The sequence below is a fragment of the Cytobacillus sp. IB215316 genome, assembly GCF_033963865.1.
Lineage (GTDB): Bacteria > Bacillota > Bacilli > Bacillales > SM2101 > Nanhaiella > Nanhaiella sioensis.
In genome coordinates, this window is record NZ_JAXBMC010000006.1 from 21,313 (window position 1) to 43,789 (window position 22,477).

A 22,477-nucleotide genomic window follows, 5' to 3' on the forward strand; every position below is an offset into this window, starting at 1 on the left:
TTTTCAATACTTAGAAACTATTACTATAGTTTTTTATTTACTTTGACTTTATTTTAGTAAAGAAACATGTCCTTAAGTATAACTACCACTTCTTATAATCATGGAACCATGGCGTATTGTTGAAAGCGTTTTTGTACAACTGTACCACCCACACCCCAAAATAGGTGTGTTATCTGGCGTAGTATTAGCATTTTATACTTTAAATGCCATTCCTCTGCTGAAATAATACGATTCCCTTATCATCTTTGGCTGGGCTATGATTATAGGTGGAATAACTTTAAGCTTTGTTCATCCACCTTGGCAAATCGATTATTCAAGCATGAAGGCACTTAGCTTCTTATATCTCATATTTGTCATCGTATCCTGAACAATGATAGCATTTTAGTTTTATATCGAAAGCTTACAGAGTCTCTCAACTTAAAGAACTAGCCTTATAAGTAGTTTAGAACCATTAGCCGCTGTATTAACTACGGTATTTTGGTTAAAAGAGCCCTTTGAGTTTTTTCAATGGCTAGGTACCATTTGTATCATAGGGTTGATTATATTGTTGGCTCTAAATAAAAACTATGTTAAGAATAATCAAACTAATAAGAAGCCCCCCACAATTAACTGATGCCGGCTAATTGTAAGAGGCTTAATAACTTACGTTACAGAAAACCAAACTCTACGATGAGATTGAAGTCTCCACTCTAAAGTAAAGGCTCTTTTCAAAAATTTGTTGCTATTGTTATCAAATTAATACCATAACAAGTGGCTTTAATTGTTAGTCATCGGTGTACATAAGAAAAAAAGCCCAAAAACTATAGTTGGGTATGTGTTTACCTCTTAATCCGAAAAACAGCCTTACTAAATGACAACAGAAAAATGATGTATTAGGCGGATATTATCATTTTATAGAAGAAAAAGTGTCACGAAACTTTACAGTGAGTACGTATTTATTTCTCATGAACCATTGCGAAACAGGCACAGTCAGGGAACATCTGTATTCATCAACAAATATTCAATTATTATGATTTGTTATTTTATGAAAAAACTGATCATACTCCTTTACTACAGAACTGTCAGGTATATATTTTGCTGCCAAGTCGTTATGCAATTTCGCATTTCGATAATCCTTTAAATGAATATAGCAGCTGCACAATTCAAGGTGAGGAAGCCATGTGTAACATGGTTCCTGAAAGATTGTTACACGGTCCTCTAGTTCTGGGATATCAAGATTAGTAGCTATTTTATACCAGCTTATCGCCTGAGTTATTTCGTTTTTTATTTGAAAACAATATGCTAATCTACAACACATTTCTGCTCTCGGAGAATCAATTGTAAAAGATGTTAAACAATACTCAATTGCCTTTTCATATTCTTTTAGACTTATATAAGTATCCGCAAGCTTCCAACATGCATAGTTACGAAAATCTTTAGGCTGATTTTCTGTGGCTAAAAAGGAGTCGAACAATTCAATGGCTTGATCAAATTGTTGATGATCTAAGCATTCATTTGCATAATGAAGCACATCCCTCGGAGGTAACGTTTTCTTTTCTGCAATGACTTTTTCGTATATTTTTATGTTGCGATCTGATTTTGTTCGAACTTTTTTATGCTGAATAATAATATTTGCTTTGAATACTTTACCTGAAACTTTAATTTCCTCATGAACATATCCATGCCATTTAAAATTACATTCCTTCTTCACTATCCGATTACGATAGATTGTTAAGATAGGTCTTCCCTCTGAGTCAAAGCTATATTGGTAAGGCATCATGATCGCATCAGGGTTAAGCTCCAACAGGTTTTTCTTTATTTCAGCAATTTTAAGTTGACTTTCATTTGGTACAATATCATCAGCATCAAGCCACATAATATAACCTTTCGTAGCTTTTGAGAAGGAGTAATTTCGAGCCTTTGAGAAGTCATCTACCCATTCAAAGTCATATATTTTATCAGTATATTTCATTGCTATTTCCTTCGTTCTATCCGATGATCCTGTATCAACAATAATTATTTCATCCATTAATTCGGCTATAGAAGATAAACAATTATCTAATACTTCCTCTTCATTCTTTACAATCATACAAAGGCTAATTTGCATGCTTTCACCTCCGTTTAGAGCACCTTGTTGCTAATATTTTATGATCTACGGTAGAAGGTGTTACAACGGAAAAACAGATCTAGAAGTGAGGATTTTTTTGAATCCTATATACACAGTTTGAAAACCTTAATCAATTCAGCTAACACGTTTTCAAAATATACAATTTAACAACAGCAAAGATTATTATTGAACAGTTCAATCTCTATTTGACTAGCAAGTTCGTAAAATACGTAAAGTATAAAAAACCACTAATTTTCTCCTCAAAATCAACAAGCTTGCTTGAGACAAACCACATAAAGAAAACAAACAAAAGAGCAACTTCAAAATAAGCATTACATTACTTATTGAAGTTACTTTACTTTTTCTGTATACAATCCATCATCATTAAATATGTTAATATGTCTCGAATATATATTAAGTCAAGCTTATAAAATAAAATTCTTGGCAAGTAGTTAAATTTAAGTGTACCTTGTTATCGCTAAATCTGGTGACCTATATGTTACACTACCCGTAACTTGACTTGGCACAACATTAACTGGTTGATTTGGAACATCATTAGATATAAAAATAGTTTTTGATACAGAATGAGTACCTTGATTATTTTCGAAGGTAAGTGATTCATTTAATGGGGAGCCACCTACGTTTACTTGAAGATTTATACTTGAATTTTCTTGTAAACTACAAACCATACCATATGTGATTTCATATATTGCCCCTCCAGCAGCTGGAAGTATGATTGTATTTGGCGTAGTTGTCGTATCAAAGCCTCCAAAACATGGTCCCATACTAGGCATAATAATAGGTTGATCCTGGATAGCAGACATAGAACCAACGGCAGAATCAAAAATTGAACAAACACCTAATGCGCTACCTGGCGGGCCAGTATTTCCCGTTGGTCCTTGTGGACCTTGTGGACCAGGTTTCCCCATTGGACCTTGTGGGCCAGATGGCGGTGAAGGAACGACTCTACACTTACAATCTTTGTCCTTATCATGCATAACTTTCACCTCCATTTGCTTTTACAAGTTATATTTATATTTATGACTATTTTTCATTTTTGCTTGGACTAACTACTACAGCTTGCCAAAAAAAATGTAGACATTCTATTCGATAGCCAGCCTTCTACATCAAAACTATTAAATTAACTCTTTCCTATATGGTCTTTTCAAAAACTATGTTCCAATATTACAATAAATATATGTTTATCATCGCTTTACAAAAGACAGAATGCCACGAACTCTTAAGGCAAAACCCCCTATAAACTCTCGTATAAAGCAATGTATTAAAGCATCATTTATTTCTGCGTTTGACGATTCATTGTTTCGCTACGATAAGCTCCATCGATCCATAAAACCTTTTTGAAGCAGAGTACTCCATACATACAAAACCGCTTATTTCTAAAGCTTTTAACAATGACGTATATGAAAAATAATTTACATGTTCGCAAACTCTCCACATGGCATCTTTATCCTTCATAATTGCTGTATAGCCACTTTCAAAATTGGGTGTTGAAATCCATAGTATTCCATCTTTTTTCAACAGAGTGCGGACTTTCTTTAACACCTTCAATGGCTCAGGTGTGTGCTCGATAACATCTCCTAAGATGATCACATCGTATAATTCGTTAGTTTCATAATGCATAAAATCTGTTTTAACGATAGGTATTTCTAACGTATCACTAACATGTTTAGCATATACAGGACGTATTTCTACTCCAGTAATGCTATAAAGAAACTCTTTAGCGACAGCAGCCATTTCACCAGCCCCTGTTCCTATATCTAACAACTTGCTCCCTTTTGAAAAACGCTTTATGTTACTAAAGATATCTCCTATAATAGGTAAAGTTTCAACCCTTTTTTGGAAATACAATTCTGGAGATGAATTTGTTAAAATCTTGTTAAGCTTGATTGGATAATTATGAGCAAAGATATGGTTACAAGATCTACACTGCATCCATATCCTCACTGGATTAAACCCTTGCACAAAATCTACATTTGTCAGGGAGTTATAACAAGAATGCAGTTCACCTTGTAACGAACATAATGGACAAGCTGTTACCTTATGTTCTGGTTCTTTGAAAGAAAGATAGTTGAAATGATACATAGGATGAGTTTCTGGTATTAGCTTATTAGCTAACAAGGGGTCTTGAAGAAAAGCATTCGTGTGAAATTGTGACGATTCCTTCACAAGTTTTTTTCTATTATAAATTTCACCTAAACGAAAGGAAGCTATGGGTGAAAGCTCTTTATGCGCTTTATCGTGCAATAGTAAATATTTTTCTTCGGCGTCGTGGTCTTGATTATTTTTTAATAATTGCTCTGCCTCAGTAAAGACATCTTCGTAACTATTATTCAACACAACCCCTACTTTCTTGTCATTTGTCAGTACCTACTTCCTAATGAGGAATTGTACATACTGAGTCAATAAAGAAATCAACCATCTTTCCTTAGCTCCTACTATGAAGAAAGCTAGACGATTCATGACTAATAAAAAAGTTTGCAATCCCAATGAAAAAATTGTGATCGTAGTCCAAATAAGTTCCCAAAATAATGATTTTTTTCAACTCTTCAATCAGTCACTTCTTCATGCTGATATATACACCTGATCGTAACTATAATGCGATTCCTCGCATCACGTATTAAACTTGTTCAAATTATTGTATGTGCATGGAAGAAAAAAGTGTTTACTCGATAGTTTAAAAGGTTTTAGACTTATCTTTTTAGCTCAAGTCTTTCAATAAGAATCGGATAAATCGATAAGCTATATACCTTTATACCAGTCATAATAAAACTTCGATAAACTTTGTACAGTTCTCAATAAAATGCACACTTAACCCACACATGAATTACACATGAAATTCATATTGAAATGTTTTAATACACTTGTAAGAAAAATTTTCAAAAGGAGAGAATACTTATATGAAATTTTTATCTTTAGCAATTGCAGGTGGTCTATTAACTACAGGATTAGGAGCTTCAGGAGTATATTTAACTGAAGACGAAAACTTAACAACAGAAGACAAATTATTACAATATGGTACTGAGTTCGAAGGAGGAACCCAAATAGCTATTAAAGATATTCCTCTAGATCTATGGGATGAAATAGAGACTACTAATTCTATAGATGAGCATAACTATCAAATTTTAGAAGTTAATGAAGACGACAAAACAGGACTCCACTTTGTACAAGACCCTGAAACAAAAGAATATTTGCACAAGTTAAAAACGCTTAAAACAGATATCAATACAGGTGAAATCTTTGACGCTGAGACAGACGAATTATTAACAAAACCTTCAGAAATTGTTGAACGATTGTGGGTTGAGGTTGAAGGAGGAATGCAAATGTCTAAAGATGATGTTCCAGAAAAACTGATGAATCTTTTAAATGATGAATTAGGCCCTATTGAAGAAGAATATAAACTGATCCAAGTTGATCCAGAAACAGGAGAGCCTATTGAAGAAAAATAAAGTAACCAAGTTGATTTAATATACAAATGTCCATAGGAGCAATGAACCGAGATTTCTCCTATGGATATTATAATTAGAAATGCTACTTATACCACTTACTAAACCACAATACATATTTGGTTATACTGGAATATTAATCGTAAATAATACGCCATTCTTCACATTTTTTATCTCATATTGTACATGAATAATATTAAAAACACGTTTTACAAGATACAATCCAATACCTGTACCACCAGAATTACGATTCCTTGACTTTTCCAATCTATTAAATGGCTCAAAGATTGTTTTTAAGTGGTCTTCTTCAATTAACACACCTGAATTGAATACAGCTACGTTAATATTTGTATCTTCCTTCTGACAAGAGATTTGAATTTCTGCTTCATTAGGAGAATACATCATCGCATTATGAATAACATTTCTTAGCCCTTTTTCTAAAAGGTTTTTATCCGTTTGAACGATTATATCAGGATCAATTTCTAGACTTACATTTAATTTTTTGTCAGATGAAAAATAGGAAAAAGAATAAACAATATCCTGTAAAGTTCTAGATATATTCACGTCAGTTAAAGATGGATTAAACCCTTCATTTTCGATTTTAGAAAGATTCAAGATTTCTTTAACGAGACCCTCAAGGTCCTCCATCACGTTCAAGCTTCGTTTCAAGTAACTATCTCGATCTTTATATATTCCTATACGATGAAGCATCCCTTCTAGTTGACCTTTTACGATCGTGATCGGGGTTTTTAATTCATGTGAAATTGCCGCAAATAGATCTTTTCTTTCTGCTTCAATACTTTTTACATGTTCGATGTCTTTTGTTAATAATTCATTTGCAATATGAAGATCATCTATTGTCCTTTGTAATCTAGATGACATATTATTTAAGGTTTCTGCTAGTTCACCAATTTCATCCTCTGCTTTATACTCACTTTTAGTTGAGAAATCTAGTTTCGCCATTTTTTTCCCTACTGAGTTAAGTTCTAGTAAAGGCTTGGATAAAATTCTAGCATAAAACATAGCTCCTAAAATCGAAATGAGAAAAATGACAATGATTACATAAGGAAAAAACCTTAATATAGCACTTTGAGCTTCATCAACAGGCTGCAAGGTTTGAGAAATTTTAATAATATAATCTCTTTCTTTCAAAGAAATTGACTTCTCTAATTCATTTGTTTCTAATAATTTTTGGCTAAGATAATCTTTTGGAGCTGTAACCAAACCATAATCGCTTTTCGTATCTATTAAGTATACCATTGCATTATTTTCATCCTGATATTGTTGTGAAGCTTCAAAGAACTCTGGTAAAGTCTTACCTTCAGTCTCTTTAATTAAATCGGACATTGCTATTTCTAATCGATTCAATTTATAATCCTTATAATATCCTGGAAGGAAAAAATAAATTGAAAAGTAAATCATTAAAGAAGCAATTAATAGTAAAAGTGTTGTTATAACAAAGATTTTGAAAACAATACCCCTATGTTTCATTTGACTAAAAAATTTACTCATTTATCTTATATCCTAATCCCACGACTGTTTTAATGTAGTCACCGTTTATTTTTTTTCGCAGATTCTTAATATGGGTATCAATGACTCTTGTATCTGCATAAAAATCATATCCCCATAATTTATCAATCATCATTTCTCTCGTAATCACCTTTCCTTTATTCTCCATTAACAGTTGAAGCAATTCAAATTCCTTTTTCGTGAGGTTCACCAAACCATTTTCTTCATAAGCTTGGTAGGATTGTAAATCAAGAATTAAGTTTTCATATGTAAGCTGTGTGCTTGATTTATCCTTTGGTCGTTTATTTCTTCTTAGTATGGCTTCTACTCTCTTAATAAGAATGTTAAAAGAAAAGGGTTTTGTAATATAATCGTCAATACCTAACTCAAAACCTTTAATTTGCTCAACATCGTCTTCTAACGCAGTAAGCATAATTATCGGAACTTCAGACTGTTGTCTTATAAGTTGACAAAATTGAAACCCATCCATATTCGGCATCATAATATCCATAATAATAAGGTCTATGTCTTCATATTGCTGAAACATTGTAAACCCTTTAAGGCCGTCACTTGCCAATTTCACATGATACCGCTGTGATAATAAAAATTCACTAATTAGCTCGCGAATATCATTGTCATCTTCAACGATAAGAATTGTAGGCATGATCATCACTCTCCCCTCATACATAAGCCAATTGGGCATCTTAAAAATATTATCTCATATTCATGTGTATTCTATGTGGAGTTGTCCATTAAATCTATAGGAGTTTCAAAGGAAGAAAGATTATGATAAGTAATCAACTTAGTTTACGGAATGAGCCTTTTATTCCAAAGTAAGGTTTCTTTATCAAATACCTTCTCTAACCCTTTTAATCCTTTCATGTGCTTGTTTTACAGAAATCAAAAACTCAATACACTCCTATTGATGGAAAATCTATTATTTCAATTGCCTGAGTAAATAAGAAAAGATGTATGTTAAGCTCTTCAACAGTCTATTAATTTGCTATGGATACATCAGAATGTTAAGATCTCAGCATTTTCAATTGTTGTATGACAATTCTCCTTTTTGGACATATGTGACTTCATTTCTACTAATCGTTTATAAGTCTCAATCATGAGAACCTCGTGAACATATATTGTCTATAGTTATATAAGGTGTTCCTAACTAAACAAAATGAACACTTTTTTGTTCGTTTGACTCGAACATCTTGAGCATAATAAAAAAATAAATTCGCATAATAAAGACAGTGAAATTAGTCTTTTTTCACATACCTAATTCAATGCAAAGAAAGGGTGTAAAACATGTCACAAAAACGACGGATTTCAAAAAAATTGATTGTAGTTTGTATTATGGCACTTACACTATTACAAACAACATATTACGCTCAAAGTGTTATGGGATACGAGCAGGAAACTGAAAGAAATGACATGATAATTAAAACAAATAGTAGTAATGAATTAGAAGAAGACAGTCAAGTAGCTCCACTTCCTGAAAATGCAAAAGGACCAGCTATTCCCATGGATAAAGGGTATTTAGTCGAGGAAATAGGAGATGGAATTTATGCAGTAATGGATGGTATTTTCACGACGATGTTCCTCACTACTGGCAAAGGTGTAATAGCGGTAGATGCACCACAATCGCTAGGAGAGAAGTATTTAAATGCGATTAAAGAAGTAACGGATGAACCGATAAAATATCTCATCTATACTCATGCACACAAAGATCATATTGGTGCCGCATCTTTGTTTCCTGATGATGTAGAGATTTTTGCACATGAAGAAACAGCAAAAATATTAGAGAAACGTCAAGATCCTAACCGTCCAATCCCTACAAAACCTTTTAAAGGTAGTCAGAAGAAGTTAAAGCTTGGTAACAAGGAACTTCTATTAGATTATATGGGGGATAATCACCAAAGAGGTAACATATTTATTTATGTACCAGATCAAAAAGTTTTAATGGCTGTGGATATCATTTTTCCAGGCTGGGTACCTTTTCGTTATTTAGCTCTTTCTGAAGACATTCCAGGGTACATAGAAGCACACGCTAAAATAATGGAATATGACTTTGACACATTAGTTGCTGGTCATGTTACGCGCTTAGGTACCCGTGAGGATGTACAAACTCAAATTGACTACATGAATGATGTACAGAAAAATGCTGAAAATGCTCTGAAAACCACTGATCTTAATGCAATTGGGCAAAATGTCGGCTTTGAGAACCCTTGGCACCTCATGGATGTTTATTATGATGAGATGATCAAATCTTGTAATGACGCGACCGTTCCAAAATGGATTGACAAACTAGGTGGAGCTGATATATATACTGACACTCACTGCTCCAAAATAATAGATAGTTTACGACTTGATTAATGAAACAATGTGAGGGTGTATACAAGCCTCTGGAATATTATGATTAAAAGTAAAAGCAGCTTTTGCAAGCTGCTTTTACTTTTTGATGCCTTCTTACTTTTACTATTTATTCAACTCCAAGACTGCGACTGCCTCTACATGCCCCGTATGTGGGAACATGTCAACTGGTTGAATATATTTTATTTTATATAGTCTATTGAGCTTTTCAATATCTTTAGCTAGTGTTGATGGGTTACAAGAAACATAGATCACTTTTTTCGGTTTAACCTTTTGAATTGTTTGTAATAACGCATCATCACAGCCTGACCTTGGTGGATCGACAACAATTGTGTCTGGCTTCCAGCCTTCTTTGACCCATTTCGGTAGCAGTTCTTCGGCTTTTCCTTGGACGTAAGTGGCGTTTTTGTAGCCGTGTTTTTTAGCATTTTTATTTGCGTCTTCAATAGATTCCGCAATGACATCCATACCACGAATTTCTGCTGCACCCTCAGCCAACCATAGACCAATCGTTCCTACACCACAGTATGCATCAACAATTTTTTCTTTACCAGATAATGCGGCTGCTTTTTTCACTTCTTCATATAGCTTTACCGTTTGGATAGGGTTTAGCTGGAAGAACGTTCTCGCCGATAACTCAAATGATAAGTCACCGAGTGTTTCTTGTATGACTTCATTACCATGTATATGAACTGTTTTTTCTCCGAAAATGAGCGACGTTTTTTGACCGTTAATGTTTTGCATTATGGACTTTACTTCTGGCAAACGATTTGTAATTTCTTTGATTAGCTGTTCTTTGCGAGGTAGCTTATCAGTTCTCGTTACAAGCACAACCTGTACTTCCTCTGTTTTAAAACCAACCCTGGTTACAATTGTTCTAATATCTCCTGAGCGTGATTTTTCATTGTAAATTGGTATTTGCATGTCTTGTAATATACGTTTAATGACATTTGTCACTTTGGTCGTTGCTTCATGCTGAATCATACAGTTATTGATGCTCACAAGTTGATGTGAATTCAAGCCATACAACCCGGCAATAACATTTTGCTTTTGCATACCTAGTTGGAATTGGCTTTTGTTTCTGTAATTCCATGGGTCTTCCATACCGATGGTTTCTTTAATTTGAATTTTTTCAACAGGTACTTTTCCATAACGTTCAAATGCCTGTACTACGATATCACGCTTTTGTTTTAACTGCTCATTATAGTCAAGGTGCATTAATTGACAACCACCACATTTAACATATAAAGGACATGGTGCCTTAACACGGTGTGGTGATTTAATGCGAATTCTTCTAATAATAGCTTCTGCATATTTAGAATGAATAACCGATGCTTCGGCTAAGATTTCTTCTCCAGGTAAGGCTCCTGGTACGAAAACAACTTGTTTTTTGAAATACCCTACACCTTCACCATTAATGCCAAGTCGTTTGATCGTTAACGGGAATTGCTGACCCTTTGTAAGGGTAATTGATGTATCTTGTTTTTGCTGTCTATTTCGATTTTGTTGCCTTGAGCGATTTTGTCGTTTCTGTTTCATTGTCACAACTCCTAAGAATTTTCAATACTACGCCATAAATACAATGAAGCATAGCTTAAGTATGGAGCCCACCTCTCACTTAATTCATCCATTTCGTCTTTAGTGGGCTTATCATCCAGTGAAAAATATTTTTTTAGTGCATTTTGAATACCTATATCTGCTTTTGGAAAAAGATTTTTCCTACCTAATCCAAATAATAATACATTTTGTGCTGTCCACGGACCGATCCCACGGATTTTCACAAGAGATGAAATAACATCTTCATCCGGCATGTTGCTTAGTTCATCTAAGTTTAGCTTTCCCTCAGAAATTAATCTCGATGTATCTATAACATATTCAGCCTTCCGCTGACTAAATTGTAATTCTCTCAGCATGTCATATGAAAGTTCTGCAATTTGTTCCGGTGATGGGTAAAACCAAACACCATCTACTTCACTTCCAAATGTTTTCACAAAACGCTCAGTTAGCGTAAATGCAAATTTTAAATTTAACTGCTGATGAATAATACATTTCATTAAACAGCCGTATAAACTAAAATCAAGAACAAGAGGTGTTCCACGATGTTCCTCAAATAACTTATTTAAATTAGTTTGTTTAAAGTGATCTGCGATTTTTTTTAAAGGAACATTCCACTGAAATAAGTGATTTATAATCCTCATTACTTCATCTTGAAGCGCACTTTGTTCACCACTTATTATAAAGCTTGGATGGTTGATAGTACCAATACTTCTCACCGTAGCGATAGTTCGTTCATCATCAATATAAAGTGGTATCTTTACCGTTTTTGCCTCTACATCAGCTTGATTTAATGGATCTAGTGATAAACGTCCCAACACTCTATTAAAATCGTATGGAGGCGAAATGTCAACTTCTTTTACCCACATAATTAACCTTCCTTCCTTTTTTATCATCGAATCTATTGGTTAAGTGCACCCTCCATCACAATTTTTAAGCATATGTTTATGAGCTGCTGACAAATGAAGTAGCTTGAAAGAGCCTTCTTCAAGTTGTTGATGAATTCGTTTCGCTTCTTCCCAAGCCTTATCGTATAAGGTTTCATCTATTATTCCTTTTAATCGCGCATCTTCTAATTCATCAGCATCTTGCTGAAAAATTGCTCCAGATGGTAATACAATTAAATCTAAAAATAAATCATCCACATAAGGAATATTATTTTCTACACCATTCTTGTTACAAATATCTATATACCATTGAACAACTTCACCTTTTTCATTAAACATAGTAGTAACTGAATGATGTTTATTTAGCGGGAATTGTTGAAGCCAATTATAGCCCTCATCAACTATACAGACATTTTGCGTTCCATAACTAACAGTTAATGGCTCAGTAACTTTATCAATTGATAGTAAAGATATATGACCTTTAAAGTCACTAGTATGAAGATAAGCTTGAGAATACCCACTTTTCACAATACGCTTCTAATTAGAGCGATCTGCATATTTACGCTTTAGCATTTTATTGTGCACTCCTTGAATTACTCTGAAAGGTTTTAGGTTTTTTTAATATTAACAATACCCTCTTTATCACTTTCATTGTCCCATTCTACTTGTATTTCAAACGTACCCTCTTCAAAGAACAGAGGAAACCTTCTCCTTATTGAGTCTTGCATAGGAAGATTGTATGCTTCCTGTATTTCTACCCAAACAGGACGACCTTCCCGAGATTCTTGTAGTAATTCACCTGAGAAATCATTCGTAAAATAATTAAATATCATATATCTATCTTTTTTATCCACATTAACATATTCATATAAACCTTTGAACTCAAGGTTATGTACAACAAGGCCAGTTTCCTCCTTGACTTCCCTTATAGCACTATCAACTATACTCTCAGGAAATTCAACCTTTCCACCGGGAGGTATAAATCCTTTAAAGCTATCATGCTGCCTATCCAATAGTAACACCTTGTTCCCATCTTGTATCATACAAACAGTCCAAATTTTATAGTTAATGTGGTCACTCATTAGAAACTCCCCCTACTAAGAAATGAAATTTTTTAATCAGCTGTTTGATATCTTAATTGAAGTATATTTCCTATAAAGATGAAAGCCGAACAGTACATCACGGTTTTCTGACAGTATAACATCGGTTTCGGACAGTATAACACGTTTGTTCGACAGTATAACTCCGATTTTGGACAGTAAAACATGGTTTTAGACTGTATTACATTGGTTTCGGATAAGTAAAACATATTTTTCTGACAGTATAGCATTTGTTTCGGACTGTACATCACGATTTTCCGACAGTATTACATCAGTTTTGGACCTTAAGATACGCTTTTACAACTGTAAAAGAACTTTGTTGGAAAGTAGGACAACGTAAATATCATTATTATACATGTATCGGGTGAGTTTCTATACTTGACACACCATATAGAAATGCCCATTATTAGTTAAATTTGTTATAATTAATATAAACAATATGAAAATAAGCCAGCACAGTCTACACCTAAATATTGTTAGAATGGTTACCAATATAAAATTCTTAATTTTCAATATATTAAAGTATTTTTTGAGGAGTGAGTGTATGAATAAAATCTCATATGGAGCATCAATTTTATGGAAGAGGTTTGTTAAAGCGTCAGTTTCCACCATTGATAAGAAAATAAAAGATGACATGGTTGAATTGTCTGAGAAAAATTCATTTTTAAGTGACGATATAATTCGAATAAAAATAAATTCTTGTTCTAATAACGTAAGGTTCATATGTTCACAAGTCAATGAGATCACAGTAGAGCTAACAGGACAAGTAAATAGCAAATTAGCAGATAATTTCATACTTGATACAGAGGTCAATGATAAAGAATTAAATATTGCATTACGATCAAAAAAAACATCTCACATTGGTATAATCATTGATCTGTCTATTTTAAAAATAACAGTTCCTCAGAAACACTTCGATTCAATTGATATTGACTCATCGTCAGCCGATGCAGATATTGAAGATATATCAGCTAGTACAGTTACATTTATTTCAGATTCAGGAGATATTAACGCTAATAAAATCATAGTAAAAGACACTTTATCTGTTGAAACATCTAGTGGCGATATTCATATTATGAATACGAAAGCTTCAAAACTTAATGTACGTTCATCAAGTGGATACATTAACACACGATATGTAACAGCCATGTTTACAAACAGTAAAACATCTTCTGGAGATATTAAATTAATCACAAATGAGCTTAAAGGCAAAACAACCGTAGAGTCAAATAGTGGTGATGTTTCAATTATATCTGATAATCAACCAGAATCACTTAAAGTTGACTTTAAAAGTTCTTCTGGTGATGCAAATATTCGCTTACAAGGACTTACATATGATAAAAATAAGCGTAATGCGGTCGTGGGAACCATCGGTAGTGGAGAGCATGAGCTGACTGTAAGAACTAGTTCTGGAGATTTTTCATTAACATAAGCTTCCTCCCTCATTGCATACTTTAAGGGGATTTTTTTTTGAGACTGCCACCTATGAATATTAGTAGTCAAAACAGTATGTGTACAACCAAAGTACGAAAAAATATTACTACTTTTGAGCAATGATAAATTGGATTAACCTAGATATACTAGTCTATAGGAAAGACTAATATATGAAACGGGGAAATTCACATGAAAAATTGTGTTCAGTTCAGAATAGCAAGACCTACGGACAACTTTGAAGAAGTCATTACATTTTATGAAGAAGGCTTAGGGTTAACAAGAATAGGAAGCTTTCAAAACCATGACGGGTACGATGGTGTGATGTTTGGCTTACCTGGAGTAGAATACCATTTAGAATTTACTAGACATGTTGATGGGAGTCCATGTCCTGCTCCAACAAAGGATAATTTGCTCGTCTTTTATATACCTGATATTAATGAAATTACAGAAATAAAAACGAAGTTGGACTTAATGGGGTATCATGATGTTAAACCAGAAAACCCATACTGGCAGGAAAAGGGGATTACTATTGAAGATCCCGATGGATGGCGAATTGTACTTATGCATTCACACGGTTTAACTTAGGATAACATTATTACTTATTAGCAAGTTTTCCACACAAACAAAATGTACCAGAGCTAACATTTAACTTGTTCTGGTACATTAGTTGAAACGAATCCACTCATTTTATCATCGAGTAAACATATGTATCATAAGGTCTACCATTCTGATATATATTATTTCTTAAAACGCCTTCTTTTTGAAACCCAAGCTTTGTTAATAGATTATTAGAGGCATCATTTTCAAGGAATACAACTGCGCCTATTCTAGTTAGATCAAGTGACTCGAATCCATAGGTAATAATTTTCCTAATGGCCTCTGATGCATACCCTTGCTGCCAATAAGCTGGATTAATTTCAAAACCTATTTCAGCCCTTTTGTATTTAGGTAACCAAGCATTAAAGCCGATTGTCCCAATGATCCCATCAGTGCCCTTTATTTGTATCCCCCACCTAACCCCCCTTTTTTCTTTATAATTATTTGCAAAGAAGTTTACTATATTTTTTGCTTGCTCTATACTCACTAACGATTCCTGCCCATAATACCGTGTGACATCGTCATTAGAAAAGCAAGCAAATATTCCTTCAGCGTCCGCTTCTGTAATTTCTCTTAAAATTAATCTATCAGTTGCTAATTCTGGAAACACATCATCACCTCTTATAGATTGTACAATTAAATTTCGTTTTCTCTAATTTACTTTTCATCCTTTATTAAAAAAATTCAAAATAATTACGCTAACAAGATTTCACCTCTTGCTGGAATACCATTTTATGGATACAAAGGTGTTTCAGGCTTTGTTTCTCATTGCGAATATATCATTAGGAAATTACTATCCTTCATTTATCCATGGTGCTAGATGGGATAAGCTTTATTATCATCACCCTTTTTATAAGCTCCTTCACATTTGTATTCATTCAAAGCCTGCCATAATGCTGATGAAGTCGCTCTATACATTCCTCCCAAGCTGGAATGCTATCATTTTCCCAATTCACCTTTTCTAATTCGTCTGCAATTTTCCTTGAGATTTTCATGGCTTTTAAATGACTTCCTGCATTTCTATAATTTTTCATAGCACCTTCGTTTTCCCAAACAGTTAATGTCCAAAAAGTATCCCATCCTTCTTGATGCAATGAAGAATGCAGCAACCCATTAGCTTTTTTTACTTGTCTTGTTGATTTATATGTATGAAAAAAGAAGATAGGTAACATTCTTTTACCCCTCAGATGAAGTCTAGTGACAGAAATAAACACTTTTCCACCTCTCGAGTATGTATTTTCCTATTTTTCTTTATTTTCTCATATTTGTTTTAAAATCTCTACTATAACTAACACCGTCTATTTTCTTAGGATAGGATTTCTGACAGCTCTATACACGAATTTTTTCTAAAAAAAGATTTATTTCGCTTTCTTCAATATTTTCTAGTTGGTCCAAAAAAGTATCAATTACTGCATTTAACTGATCATTGTCAGCATTTAACATAGTCGTTAAACGGAGAATTCTAACCTGCTTCGCTTTTTCCTTTTGAAGCTCAATTAATTTCTCCTTCAAAATTATAGAATCCTCTTCCTTAGTTGCTTTATTTACCTCAAGCATTTCCACGTCAATTTTCGTTATTGGATCAAGAGGTTTTGCAAACTTTTTCTCATTGACTAATACATCAGCAGGAACTGCAAAATAGTCACATAAACTTTTTAACCTTTCATTTGGTATAGGTCTACGTAGTTTAATCCAGTCAGAAAATTGTTGAGGTGTAATATTTAATAGCTTTCCTATTTGGGTGTAGGATTGCTCGTTACGAACAACTAAGTATTCTAATACGGTTTTTGAGTTTAATAGCCTCTGATACACATGATTCACCTCATCTTAATTTTTTTCGATTGTAATCGTATAAGATTTCCAAGTCAACTTCAAGTAATTTTTACAATTTCTTCATACATTTATATTTGACATATTTTATGTCTGTGTTATGATTGACATAAATTACGTCAATTTAAACTAAGATTTATATGAGCAAGTACCTTTTCTTCTTGCTTACTTAGCTGGTCAGCAAAACTATAACCTTATATTGAAGGAGGTCTTCATATGGACAAAAAGCAATTGAAAAGAGAATATAAACAAACCCATACTTTGATGGGTGTATACACGATAACGAACCTTGTAAACAGCAAAATGTATGTTGGAAGCAGTATGGATTTAGCTAAGATCATTAACCGCCATCAATTTGAACTAAAGTTTAAAACTCATTTTAATAAGGATTTACAAAAAGAATGGGATTTATATGGTAAAGACAACTTTTCTTTTCAAATATTGGAGAAAATAAAGCCTGAAGAGGAAATTGTATTGGACTACAATGATTTAAATAAATACGCTAACAGGATTAAAGACTTAGAAGAGAAATGGCATGAAGCATTACGAGCTGATGATAAGTATGTTGTTAAGATTTAACCACAGACTTTTCAGATCAAGATAACTTCTTGGCTATACTAATTTGTGCACAAATCGTATTCATGGCTAATCAATGAGATAACTAACGCAATGGAACCCTTTCTTCAGCCCGTACTCTTTTCATAAAAAATGCCACTAATTTTCATGTCTTATCTAAAATAAAGTGGTGTCTCACGAATTGAGACACCACACTTCATCTTTTGTTGGCAAATATTAATGTCCGGAGTTAAACTGATCAGGAAATTGTTTAATAATCCCTTTAGCAAGCACATCTGCAAGCATGATGATATGTTTTTCCCCTGCATCAAAAGCAGCTATATCAGCGTCCCAATCCTTTTTTAACCTTGAGACAACCTCGTCGGCTGTTAATTTCAAATGTTCATACAGAGATTCTTTTAATTCTTCCTCTTTCCAGTTCGGATTTGCTTTACTTAGAAAAACTGCTAAATCATCAGCATTTCTATACCATTCTTTAGTGGATTTTTCCAACGCCTCTTTATCTTCTCTCTTTGCAGCATCAATAATTTCTCCTGCTATTTCAATATGTTCAGTAAGTAGTTTTGTTAACTGTTCACCAGCATCTTCTCCGTAATATGGTTTTATAGCATTACCAATATCGGCTTGATTTTGAAGCAATCTAGTAAGTACTGTTTCTTTGTCTTCTAATTCAGCAATAGCACTAATGATATAATTTCTCGTCCAGACAGTATGGTCTATCCAGAGTTTACGTAGGTCAAATTTAAAATTTACTACCGATTTGGTGTAACAATCCGTATGAGCCTTATGTTTACTGTTCGCGTTTGTACTTACAGGTCCAGCTAGTAGAGCAAATAACACAAGAACTGCAACCATTGCGTTAATTTTGTTACGTTTCATCATTAGTCGATTCACTCCTTCTGTATTATTGAAGTTACTTTCTTATTTATTTTGGTTGATTTTATTTTTTTAATTCAAAAAATCACACTATTTTCATGTGGGCTGTTATTTTACAGAGGTTTTTTCGTAAGCTTTGTTACTATTTTTACTAAAGGCTCTTTTCGTAAACTTTGTTGCTATTTTTATTAAAAATGGACAGTTTGACGAGTTTTAGGAGTCCTCAATAATTGTTTAAGTAGAAAAGATGCCACGAACGCTATATGTTTACGTGCTTATATCTTTGAACGAAAAGCAACAATCAATGCGAAAACAGCCTTACTAAAAGTGGGAAATACGATGAGCTTTATGAGAACTCAATATATTTAATAGTAAGGTGCCGCGAACGCTAGGTGTATACGTGCTCATATCTATGAACTAGAAGCACCAATCCATGCTAAGACAATCTATCCATGAAATCACCTTTCTAATTAAATAGAGCAACAAATTTTTCAAAAAAAGAAAACGCTTAGACATTACGCTAAACGTTTTAAAGATATTCCTAGCACAAACTTATGTAGTTGGATATTCGCATATTTCATATGTAAAAATTGTTCAGTAATGAACTATGTTTTCTTGGTCGTTATACTGAGAAAGGTGTGAAACAACATTGTAATTTTCTATGCTCCATTTGCCATCAAAATGTAGGTGACTCATACATGTATTTCTTAAAACCGTTTTTCCAGTTCCAATCTTGCCATTAGACAATGTAGCTAAAATGGCATTGATGACTGCACCATGAGAAACAAGTAATATTTTTTGATTCGTAAACCTTTCATGTAATTCATAAAGTCCTTCCATGGAGCGTTTTTGTAAATCGGTCCATGCTTCTTGATCTCTATATTTTTGATCTGGGAATTTAGTATTTCTTTCTTCAACAGTCATCCCTTCTGCATCTCCGTAATGCCTTTCCATAAACTTTTTCACTTCAATAAGTGGAATGTTGTGGTTGTTATTTATTATTTGTGCTGTTTGTTTTGCTCTTTGTAATGGGCTTGTAGCCAGTATGTCCCACTGGGAGTTTTTCAAAAACTCACTACACTGGTGAGCTTGTAAAATACCATTACTATTTAGTGGTGTATCTTTTGTCCCTTGAAGTATGCCTTCTTTGTTCCAATCGGTTTCTCCATGTCTTATTAAACATATTGAAGTCATTTGTTAGCTCCTATTCTGAACAGCATTGTCATGTTCAATAAACCTTTCTCTAAATGAAAGACTCCCTTTACAATACGAGTAAAGGGAGCAAGCATTTGTTATACCATGATTTTACACATATCATTCGTAAACTCTACAGGATCATTGATCGGCAACCCTTCAATTAGAAGCGCTTGGTTATACAACAGGTTTGTGTATAAGTCTACTTTTTCCTTATCTGTTTCAAAAGCACTCTTTAATGATTGGAACACATCATGGTTAATATTAATCTCTAACACTTTATCAGCTTTAATATTTTGGTTATCAGGCATTGCATTAAGGACTTTTTCCATTTCTATACTTACTTCACCATCAGTTGATAAGCATACAGGGTGCGTCTTTAATCGTTTTGATACTCTAACATCCTTCACTTTGCTTGATAATATATTTTTCATATATTCGAAGAGGTCTTTATTGCTTTCCTCCTCTTTATTATCCTCGTTTTGCTTGTCATCAGAATCAATTCCTAAGTCACCACTTGAAATAGACTTAAATTCCTTTTCTTTGTAATTCATTAACATTCTAATAGCAAACTCATCTATATCATCAGTGAAATATAAAATTTCATAACCTTTATCTAGTACCATCTCTGTCTGTGGTAATTTTTCAATTCTGTCGTGTGTTTCTCCAGCAGCATAATAAATATATTTCTGATCTTCTGGCATTCTTGACACATACTCATCTAGTGTTACCATCTTCTTCTCTTTTGAAGAATAGAACATGATAAGGTCCTGCAATTCTTCCTTATGTGTGCCGTACTCACTATACACACCATATTTTAATTGTCTACCAAAAGATTGATAAAACTCTTCATATTTTTCTCGGTCGTCCTTTAGTAAACTTAATAATTGGCTTTTTATTTTTTTCTTGATATTTTTTGCAATAAGCTTTAGTTGACGATCATGCTGTAAAATCTCTCTAGAAATATTTAAAGATAGATCTTCAGAGTCGACCATCCCTTTTACAAAACTAAAATGATCAGGCAGCAAATCTGAGCATTTTTCCATAATTAAAACACCATTAGAATACAGCTCTAAGCCCTTTTCAAATTCTTTTGTATAATAGTCATATGGTGTTTGTTGTGGGATGAATAAAATCGAATTATATCTCACCGCACCATCAACACTAATATGTATATGTTTTAGCGGCTTATCAAAGCCGTAATGTTTTTCAGCATAAAAATTCTCGTAATCTTCGTCTGTTAGCTCACTTTTATTCTTTCTCCAAATCGGAACCATACTGTTAAGCGTTTGTTCTTCTTGTACATCTTCAAATTCGTCTTCGCTACCTTCTTTAGGTCTTTGTTCCGTAACGTCCATCTTTATTGGGTAACGGATGAAATCGGAGTATTTTTTAATAATAGATTTTAATCGAAACTCTTCTAAGTATTCATCATACGTTTCATCTTCTGTATTCTCTTTAATTGTTAAAATAATATCTGTTCCTACTTCATCTTTTTCATAAGGCTCAATCGTATATCCATCTGCCCCATGAGATTCCCATTTGTGTGCTTCTTCACTACCTAATGGCTTCGTAATAACAGTGACAACGTCAGCTACCATAAATGCTGAATAAAACCCTACACCAAATTGACCTATAATATCATGGCCATCTTTAATTTCAGTTTCTTTTTTAAACGCTAACGTACCGCTCTTCGCAATAACCCCTAGGTTATTTTCTAGCTCCTCTTTCGTCATACCAATACCAGTATCAGAAAGCTTCAATATTCTATTTTCTTTATCAATGACTACCTTCATATAGTAATTATCTTTTTCAAAAGTAATCGTATCATCTGATAATGCTTTATAATAAATTTTGTCAATCGCATCACTCGCATTGGAAATTAATTCTCTTAAAAAGATTTCCTTTTGTGAATAGATGGAGTTAATCATCATCTCTAATAACCTTTTCGATTCTGCTTCAAACTGCTTTACAGTCATATAAACCTCTCCTTTCAGTACAATCCTACTTTAATTTTTAATATATGTAAAACATACTGTTCATACATTTAGCACTCAAACTAATTGAGTGCTAACCCATTAATTAAATAACATACTAGACCGTACTATGTCAACATTTAGTGCAAATATAAGAAATCGCCGTTTTATTGGGTCAAATTCAGATGTTTATCGGTCAAATTATGCGGTTATCGGGTCAAATATTGATTTTATTGGGTCAATTTGAACTTTTTTCGGGTCAAAATCAAGCTTTTATCGGTCTTCCGACTTTTAGAACACCTTAGCGTATATACAAGTATCTCTCAACTCATTCGAATCAATAGCTACAGCCTCATTTTTCAAAATTCCTTCTAACGTATAATTTAAACGCTCTGGAATTGCTCTACTTTTTACATTTCTCGAATCACAGCGTATTTCAATTCTTCTCGCTTTCAATTCATCTTTAGCGAAATCAGTAATTCCTTGCACTGCTTCCGTCATATAACCCTTACCAGTGAAACGTGAATCAACCCAGTATCCTATTTCAAACTTTGGAATAGACCAATCGATTCTATGTAATCCGGAGGAAGCAACAAGCTGTCCAGAATCTTTCAAGAAAACAAGGAGGCGTAAATCCTCTCTTTTCAAAAAATTTACATATGCTTCTCTAATATTAATTTCTGTTTGCTGTTGGGATTGTTCCTTTTGTGCGAATGGCAACCAAGGCTGTAATTCAGGTAACGAAGCAGTAACAGCTTGATATACAGCTTCCCCATCACCCGGTTTTGGCATTCGTATGAGCAATCTTTCAGTAGTAAATTCTGTTGGAAAATCTAATAATATCGGATTCATTTAACCTCTCTCCTAGTCATAGTTGTTTTCTATATTTTCGTTGTGACTAACCCTTGTTCCTTCTCCACCATCAATAAGATGTATTAACATGTCTACAGACTGTTAACTCTTCCATGATTCATTAAATATACTTGAAAAATAACTATAAAACTGTCTTCAATATCTGATAAGGAGC

The 22,477-nt window shown here is 33.5% G+C and carries 21 protein-coding genes and 1 pseudogene; 6 read left to right on the forward strand and 16 right to left on the reverse strand.

Annotation, left to right across the window (positions count from 1 at the left end):
• Positions 1-163: 163 nt before the first annotated feature.
• A pseudogene (locus tag SLH48_RS11550) lies at positions 164-613 on the forward strand (EamA family transporter); the annotation flags it as partial.
• Positions 614-1,000: 387 nt separating this feature from the next.
• Here SLH48_RS11550 and SLH48_RS11555 read toward each other — a convergent pair.
• From SLH48_RS11555 to SLH48_RS11565, 3 genes are all read right to left on the reverse strand, one after another.
• The gene (locus SLH48_RS11555) at positions 1,001-2,086 is read right to left on the reverse strand and encodes a glycosyltransferase family 2 protein (protein ID WP_320258275.1); all 1,086 of its coding nucleotides are present in this window, start codon (positions 2,084-2,086) and stop codon (positions 1,001-1,003) included.
• 458 nt (positions 2,087-2,544) lie between these two features.
• A complete protein-coding gene (locus SLH48_RS11560) occupies positions 2,545-3,084 on the reverse strand; it encodes a hypothetical protein (protein WP_320258276.1) in 540 nt (179 codons plus the stop codon).
• Between the two features lie 316 nt (positions 3,085-3,400).
• The gene (locus tag SLH48_RS11565; protein WP_320258277.1) at positions 3,401-4,441 is read right to left on the reverse strand and encodes a class I SAM-dependent methyltransferase; all 1,041 of its coding nucleotides are present in this window, start codon (positions 4,439-4,441) and stop codon (positions 3,401-3,403) included.
• A gap of 563 nt (positions 4,442-5,004) precedes the next feature.
• Between SLH48_RS11565 and SLH48_RS11570 the strand changes: the two genes are divergently transcribed.
• Positions 5,005-5,553, forward strand: a complete 549-nt coding sequence (locus tag SLH48_RS11570) for a hypothetical protein (RefSeq protein WP_320258278.1) — start codon at positions 5,005-5,007, stop codon at positions 5,551-5,553.
• Positions 5,554-5,673: 120 nt separating this feature from the next.
• On the opposite strand, the gene SLH48_RS11575 is transcribed toward SLH48_RS11570, so the two are convergent.
• Together SLH48_RS11575 and SLH48_RS11580 are read right to left on the reverse strand one after the other, a co-directional pair.
• The gene (locus SLH48_RS11575; RefSeq protein ID WP_320258279.1) at positions 5,674-7,062 is read right to left on the reverse strand and encodes a HAMP domain-containing sensor histidine kinase; all 1,389 of its coding nucleotides are present in this window, start codon (positions 7,060-7,062) and stop codon (positions 5,674-5,676) included.
• Entirely contained in the window at positions 7,055-7,729 is a 675-nt protein-coding gene (locus SLH48_RS11580) for a response regulator transcription factor (protein WP_320258280.1), read from the reverse strand. Before SLH48_RS11580 ends, SLH48_RS11575 begins: the two co-directional genes overlap by 8 nt.
• Before the next feature lie 632 nt (positions 7,730-8,361).
• Here SLH48_RS11580 and SLH48_RS11585 point away from each other — a divergent pair.
• Positions 8,362-9,429 (forward strand): MBL fold metallo-hydrolase, encoded by a 1,068-nt coding sequence (locus SLH48_RS11585; protein WP_320258281.1) that lies wholly within the window; start codon positions 8,362-8,364, stop codon positions 9,427-9,429.
• Positions 9,430-9,531: 102 nt separating this feature from the next.
• On the opposite strand, the gene rlmD is transcribed toward SLH48_RS11585, so the two are convergent.
• The 4 genes from rlmD to SLH48_RS11605 all read right to left on the reverse strand — a co-directional run bounded on the left by rlmD (position 9,532) and on the right by SLH48_RS11605 (position 12,949).
• A complete protein-coding gene (gene rlmD, locus SLH48_RS11590) occupies positions 9,532-10,965 on the reverse strand; it encodes a 23S rRNA (uracil(1939)-C(5))-methyltransferase RlmD (RefSeq protein ID WP_320209026.1) in 1,434 nt (477 codons plus the stop codon).
• An 11-nt stretch (positions 10,966-10,976) separates the two neighbouring features.
• Positions 10,977-11,849 (reverse strand): DNA-3-methyladenine glycosylase, encoded by an 873-nt coding sequence (locus SLH48_RS11595; protein WP_320258283.1) that lies wholly within the window; start codon positions 11,847-11,849, stop codon positions 10,977-10,979.
• 39 nt (positions 11,850-11,888) lie between these two features.
• A complete protein-coding gene (locus tag SLH48_RS11600) occupies positions 11,889-12,395 on the reverse strand; it encodes a DUF402 domain-containing protein (protein WP_320258285.1) in 507 nt (168 codons plus the stop codon).
• Positions 12,396-12,475: 80 nt separating this feature from the next.
• Positions 12,476-12,949: an 8-oxo-dGTP diphosphatase gene (locus SLH48_RS11605; RefSeq protein ID WP_320258286.1), complete on the reverse strand. Its 474-nt coding sequence runs from the start codon at positions 12,947-12,949 to the stop codon at positions 12,476-12,478.
• 562 nt (positions 12,950-13,511) lie between these two features.
• Here SLH48_RS11605 and SLH48_RS11610 point away from each other — a divergent pair.
• Together SLH48_RS11610 and SLH48_RS11615 are read left to right on the forward strand one after the other, a co-directional pair.
• Positions 13,512-14,399: a DUF4097 family beta strand repeat-containing protein gene (locus tag SLH48_RS11610; protein ID WP_320258288.1), complete on the forward strand. Its 888-nt coding sequence runs from the start codon at positions 13,512-13,514 to the stop codon at positions 14,397-14,399.
• A 191-nt stretch (positions 14,400-14,590) separates the two neighbouring features.
• Complete coding sequence (locus SLH48_RS11615) at positions 14,591-14,986, forward strand: VOC family protein (RefSeq protein WP_320258289.1); 396 nt, start codon at positions 14,591-14,593, stop codon at positions 14,984-14,986.
• A gap of 97 nt (positions 14,987-15,083) precedes the next feature.
• On the opposite strand, the gene SLH48_RS11620 is transcribed toward SLH48_RS11615, so the two are convergent.
• The 3 genes from SLH48_RS11620 to SLH48_RS11630 all read right to left on the reverse strand — a co-directional run bounded on the left by SLH48_RS11620 (position 15,084) and on the right by SLH48_RS11630 (position 16,810).
• On the reverse strand, positions 15,084-15,608 hold the full coding sequence (locus tag SLH48_RS11620; RefSeq protein ID WP_320258290.1) for a GNAT family protein: 525 nt from the start codon (positions 15,606-15,608) through the stop codon (positions 15,084-15,086).
• Between the two features lie 268 nt (positions 15,609-15,876).
• Complete coding sequence (locus SLH48_RS11625) at positions 15,877-16,170, reverse strand: antibiotic biosynthesis monooxygenase (protein WP_320258291.1); 294 nt, start codon at positions 16,168-16,170, stop codon at positions 15,877-15,879.
• A gap of 157 nt (positions 16,171-16,327) precedes the next feature.
• Positions 16,328-16,810 (reverse strand): XRE family transcriptional regulator, encoded by a 483-nt coding sequence (locus tag SLH48_RS11630; RefSeq protein ID WP_320258292.1) that lies wholly within the window; start codon positions 16,808-16,810, stop codon positions 16,328-16,330.
• Positions 16,811-17,044: 234 nt separating this feature from the next.
• Between SLH48_RS11630 and SLH48_RS11635 the strand changes: the two genes are divergently transcribed.
• The gene (locus tag SLH48_RS11635) at positions 17,045-17,407 is read left to right on the forward strand and encodes a GIY-YIG nuclease family protein (RefSeq protein WP_320258293.1); all 363 of its coding nucleotides are present in this window, start codon (positions 17,045-17,047) and stop codon (positions 17,405-17,407) included.
• A 213-nt stretch (positions 17,408-17,620) separates the two neighbouring features.
• Here SLH48_RS11635 and SLH48_RS11640 read toward each other — a convergent pair whose 3' ends face one another.
• The 4 genes from SLH48_RS11640 to SLH48_RS11655 all read right to left on the reverse strand — a co-directional run bounded on the left by SLH48_RS11640 (position 17,621) and on the right by SLH48_RS11655 (position 22,302).
• A complete protein-coding gene (locus SLH48_RS11640) occupies positions 17,621-18,286 on the reverse strand; it encodes a glycosyltransferase (RefSeq protein ID WP_413785411.1) in 666 nt (221 codons plus the stop codon).
• Positions 18,287-18,874: 588 nt separating this feature from the next.
• The gene (locus tag SLH48_RS11645) at positions 18,875-19,474 is read right to left on the reverse strand and encodes a histidine phosphatase family protein (protein ID WP_320258294.1); all 600 of its coding nucleotides are present in this window, start codon (positions 19,472-19,474) and stop codon (positions 18,875-18,877) included.
• Between the two features lie 98 nt (positions 19,475-19,572).
• Positions 19,573-21,453: a molecular chaperone HtpG gene (htpG, locus tag SLH48_RS11650; protein ID WP_320258295.1), complete on the reverse strand. Its 1,881-nt coding sequence runs from the start codon at positions 21,451-21,453 to the stop codon at positions 19,573-19,575.
• Between the two features lie 288 nt (positions 21,454-21,741).
• Positions 21,742-22,302 carry a GNAT family N-acetyltransferase gene (locus tag SLH48_RS11655; protein WP_320258296.1) on the reverse strand — a complete coding sequence of 187 codons (561 nt, stop codon included), beginning with the start codon at positions 22,300-22,302 and terminating at the stop codon, positions 21,742-21,744.
• Positions 22,303-22,477 lie beyond the last annotated feature (175 nt).

Bases quoted from the DNA above. Each gene is read 5' to 3' on its own strand.
- SLH48_RS11615 (WP_320258289.1), top strand. From the start codon at position 14,591: ATGAAAAATTGTGTTCAGTTCAGAATAGCAAGACCTACGGACAACTTT.
- SLH48_RS11610 (WP_320258288.1), top strand. From the start codon at position 13,512: ATGAATAAAATCTCATATGGAGCATCAATTTTATGGAAGAGGTTTGTT.
- rlmD (WP_320209026.1), bottom strand. From the start codon at position 10,965: ATGAAACAGAAACGACAAAATCGCTCAAGGCAACAAAATCGAAATAGA.
- SLH48_RS11555 (WP_320258275.1), bottom strand. From the start codon at position 2,086: ATGCAAATTAGCCTTTGTATGATTGTAAAGAATGAAGAGGAAGTATTA.
- SLH48_RS11580 (WP_320258280.1), bottom strand. From the start codon at position 7,729: ATGATCATGCCTACAATTCTTATCGTTGAAGATGACAATGATATTCGC.
- SLH48_RS11575 (WP_320258279.1), bottom strand. From the start codon at position 7,062: ATGAGTAAATTTTTTAGTCAAATGAAACATAGGGGTATTGTTTTCAAA.
- SLH48_RS11625 (WP_320258291.1), bottom strand. From the start codon at position 16,170: ATGTTACCTATCTTCTTTTTTCATACATATAAATCAACAAGACAAGTA.
- SLH48_RS11595 (WP_320258283.1), bottom strand. From the start codon at position 11,849: ATGTGGGTAAAAGAAGTTGACATTTCGCCTCCATACGATTTTAATAGA.
- SLH48_RS11605 (WP_320258286.1), bottom strand. From the start codon at position 12,949: ATGAGTGACCACATTAACTATAAAATTTGGACTGTTTGTATGATACAA.
- SLH48_RS11640 (WP_413785411.1), bottom strand. From the start codon at position 18,286: ATGATGAAACGTAACAAAATTAACGCAATGGTTGCAGTTCTTGTGTTA.
- SLH48_RS11570 (WP_320258278.1), top strand. From the start codon at position 5,005: ATGAAATTTTTATCTTTAGCAATTGCAGGTGGTCTATTAACTACAGGA.
- SLH48_RS11560 (WP_320258276.1), bottom strand. From the start codon at position 3,084: ATGCATGATAAGGACAAAGATTGTAAGTGTAGAGTCGTTCCTTCACCG.
- SLH48_RS11635 (WP_320258293.1), top strand. From the start codon at position 17,045: ATGGACAAAAAGCAATTGAAAAGAGAATATAAACAAACCCATACTTTG.
- htpG (WP_320258295.1), bottom strand. From the start codon at position 21,453: ATGACTGTAAAGCAGTTTGAAGCAGAATCGAAAAGGTTATTAGAGATG.
- SLH48_RS11585 (WP_320258281.1), top strand. From the start codon at position 8,362: ATGTCACAAAAACGACGGATTTCAAAAAAATTGATTGTAGTTTGTATT.
- SLH48_RS11645 (WP_320258294.1), bottom strand. From the start codon at position 19,474: ATGACTTCAATATGTTTAATAAGACATGGAGAAACCGATTGGAACAAA.
- SLH48_RS11655 (WP_320258296.1), bottom strand. From the start codon at position 22,302: ATGAATCCGATATTATTAGATTTTCCAACAGAATTTACTACTGAAAGA.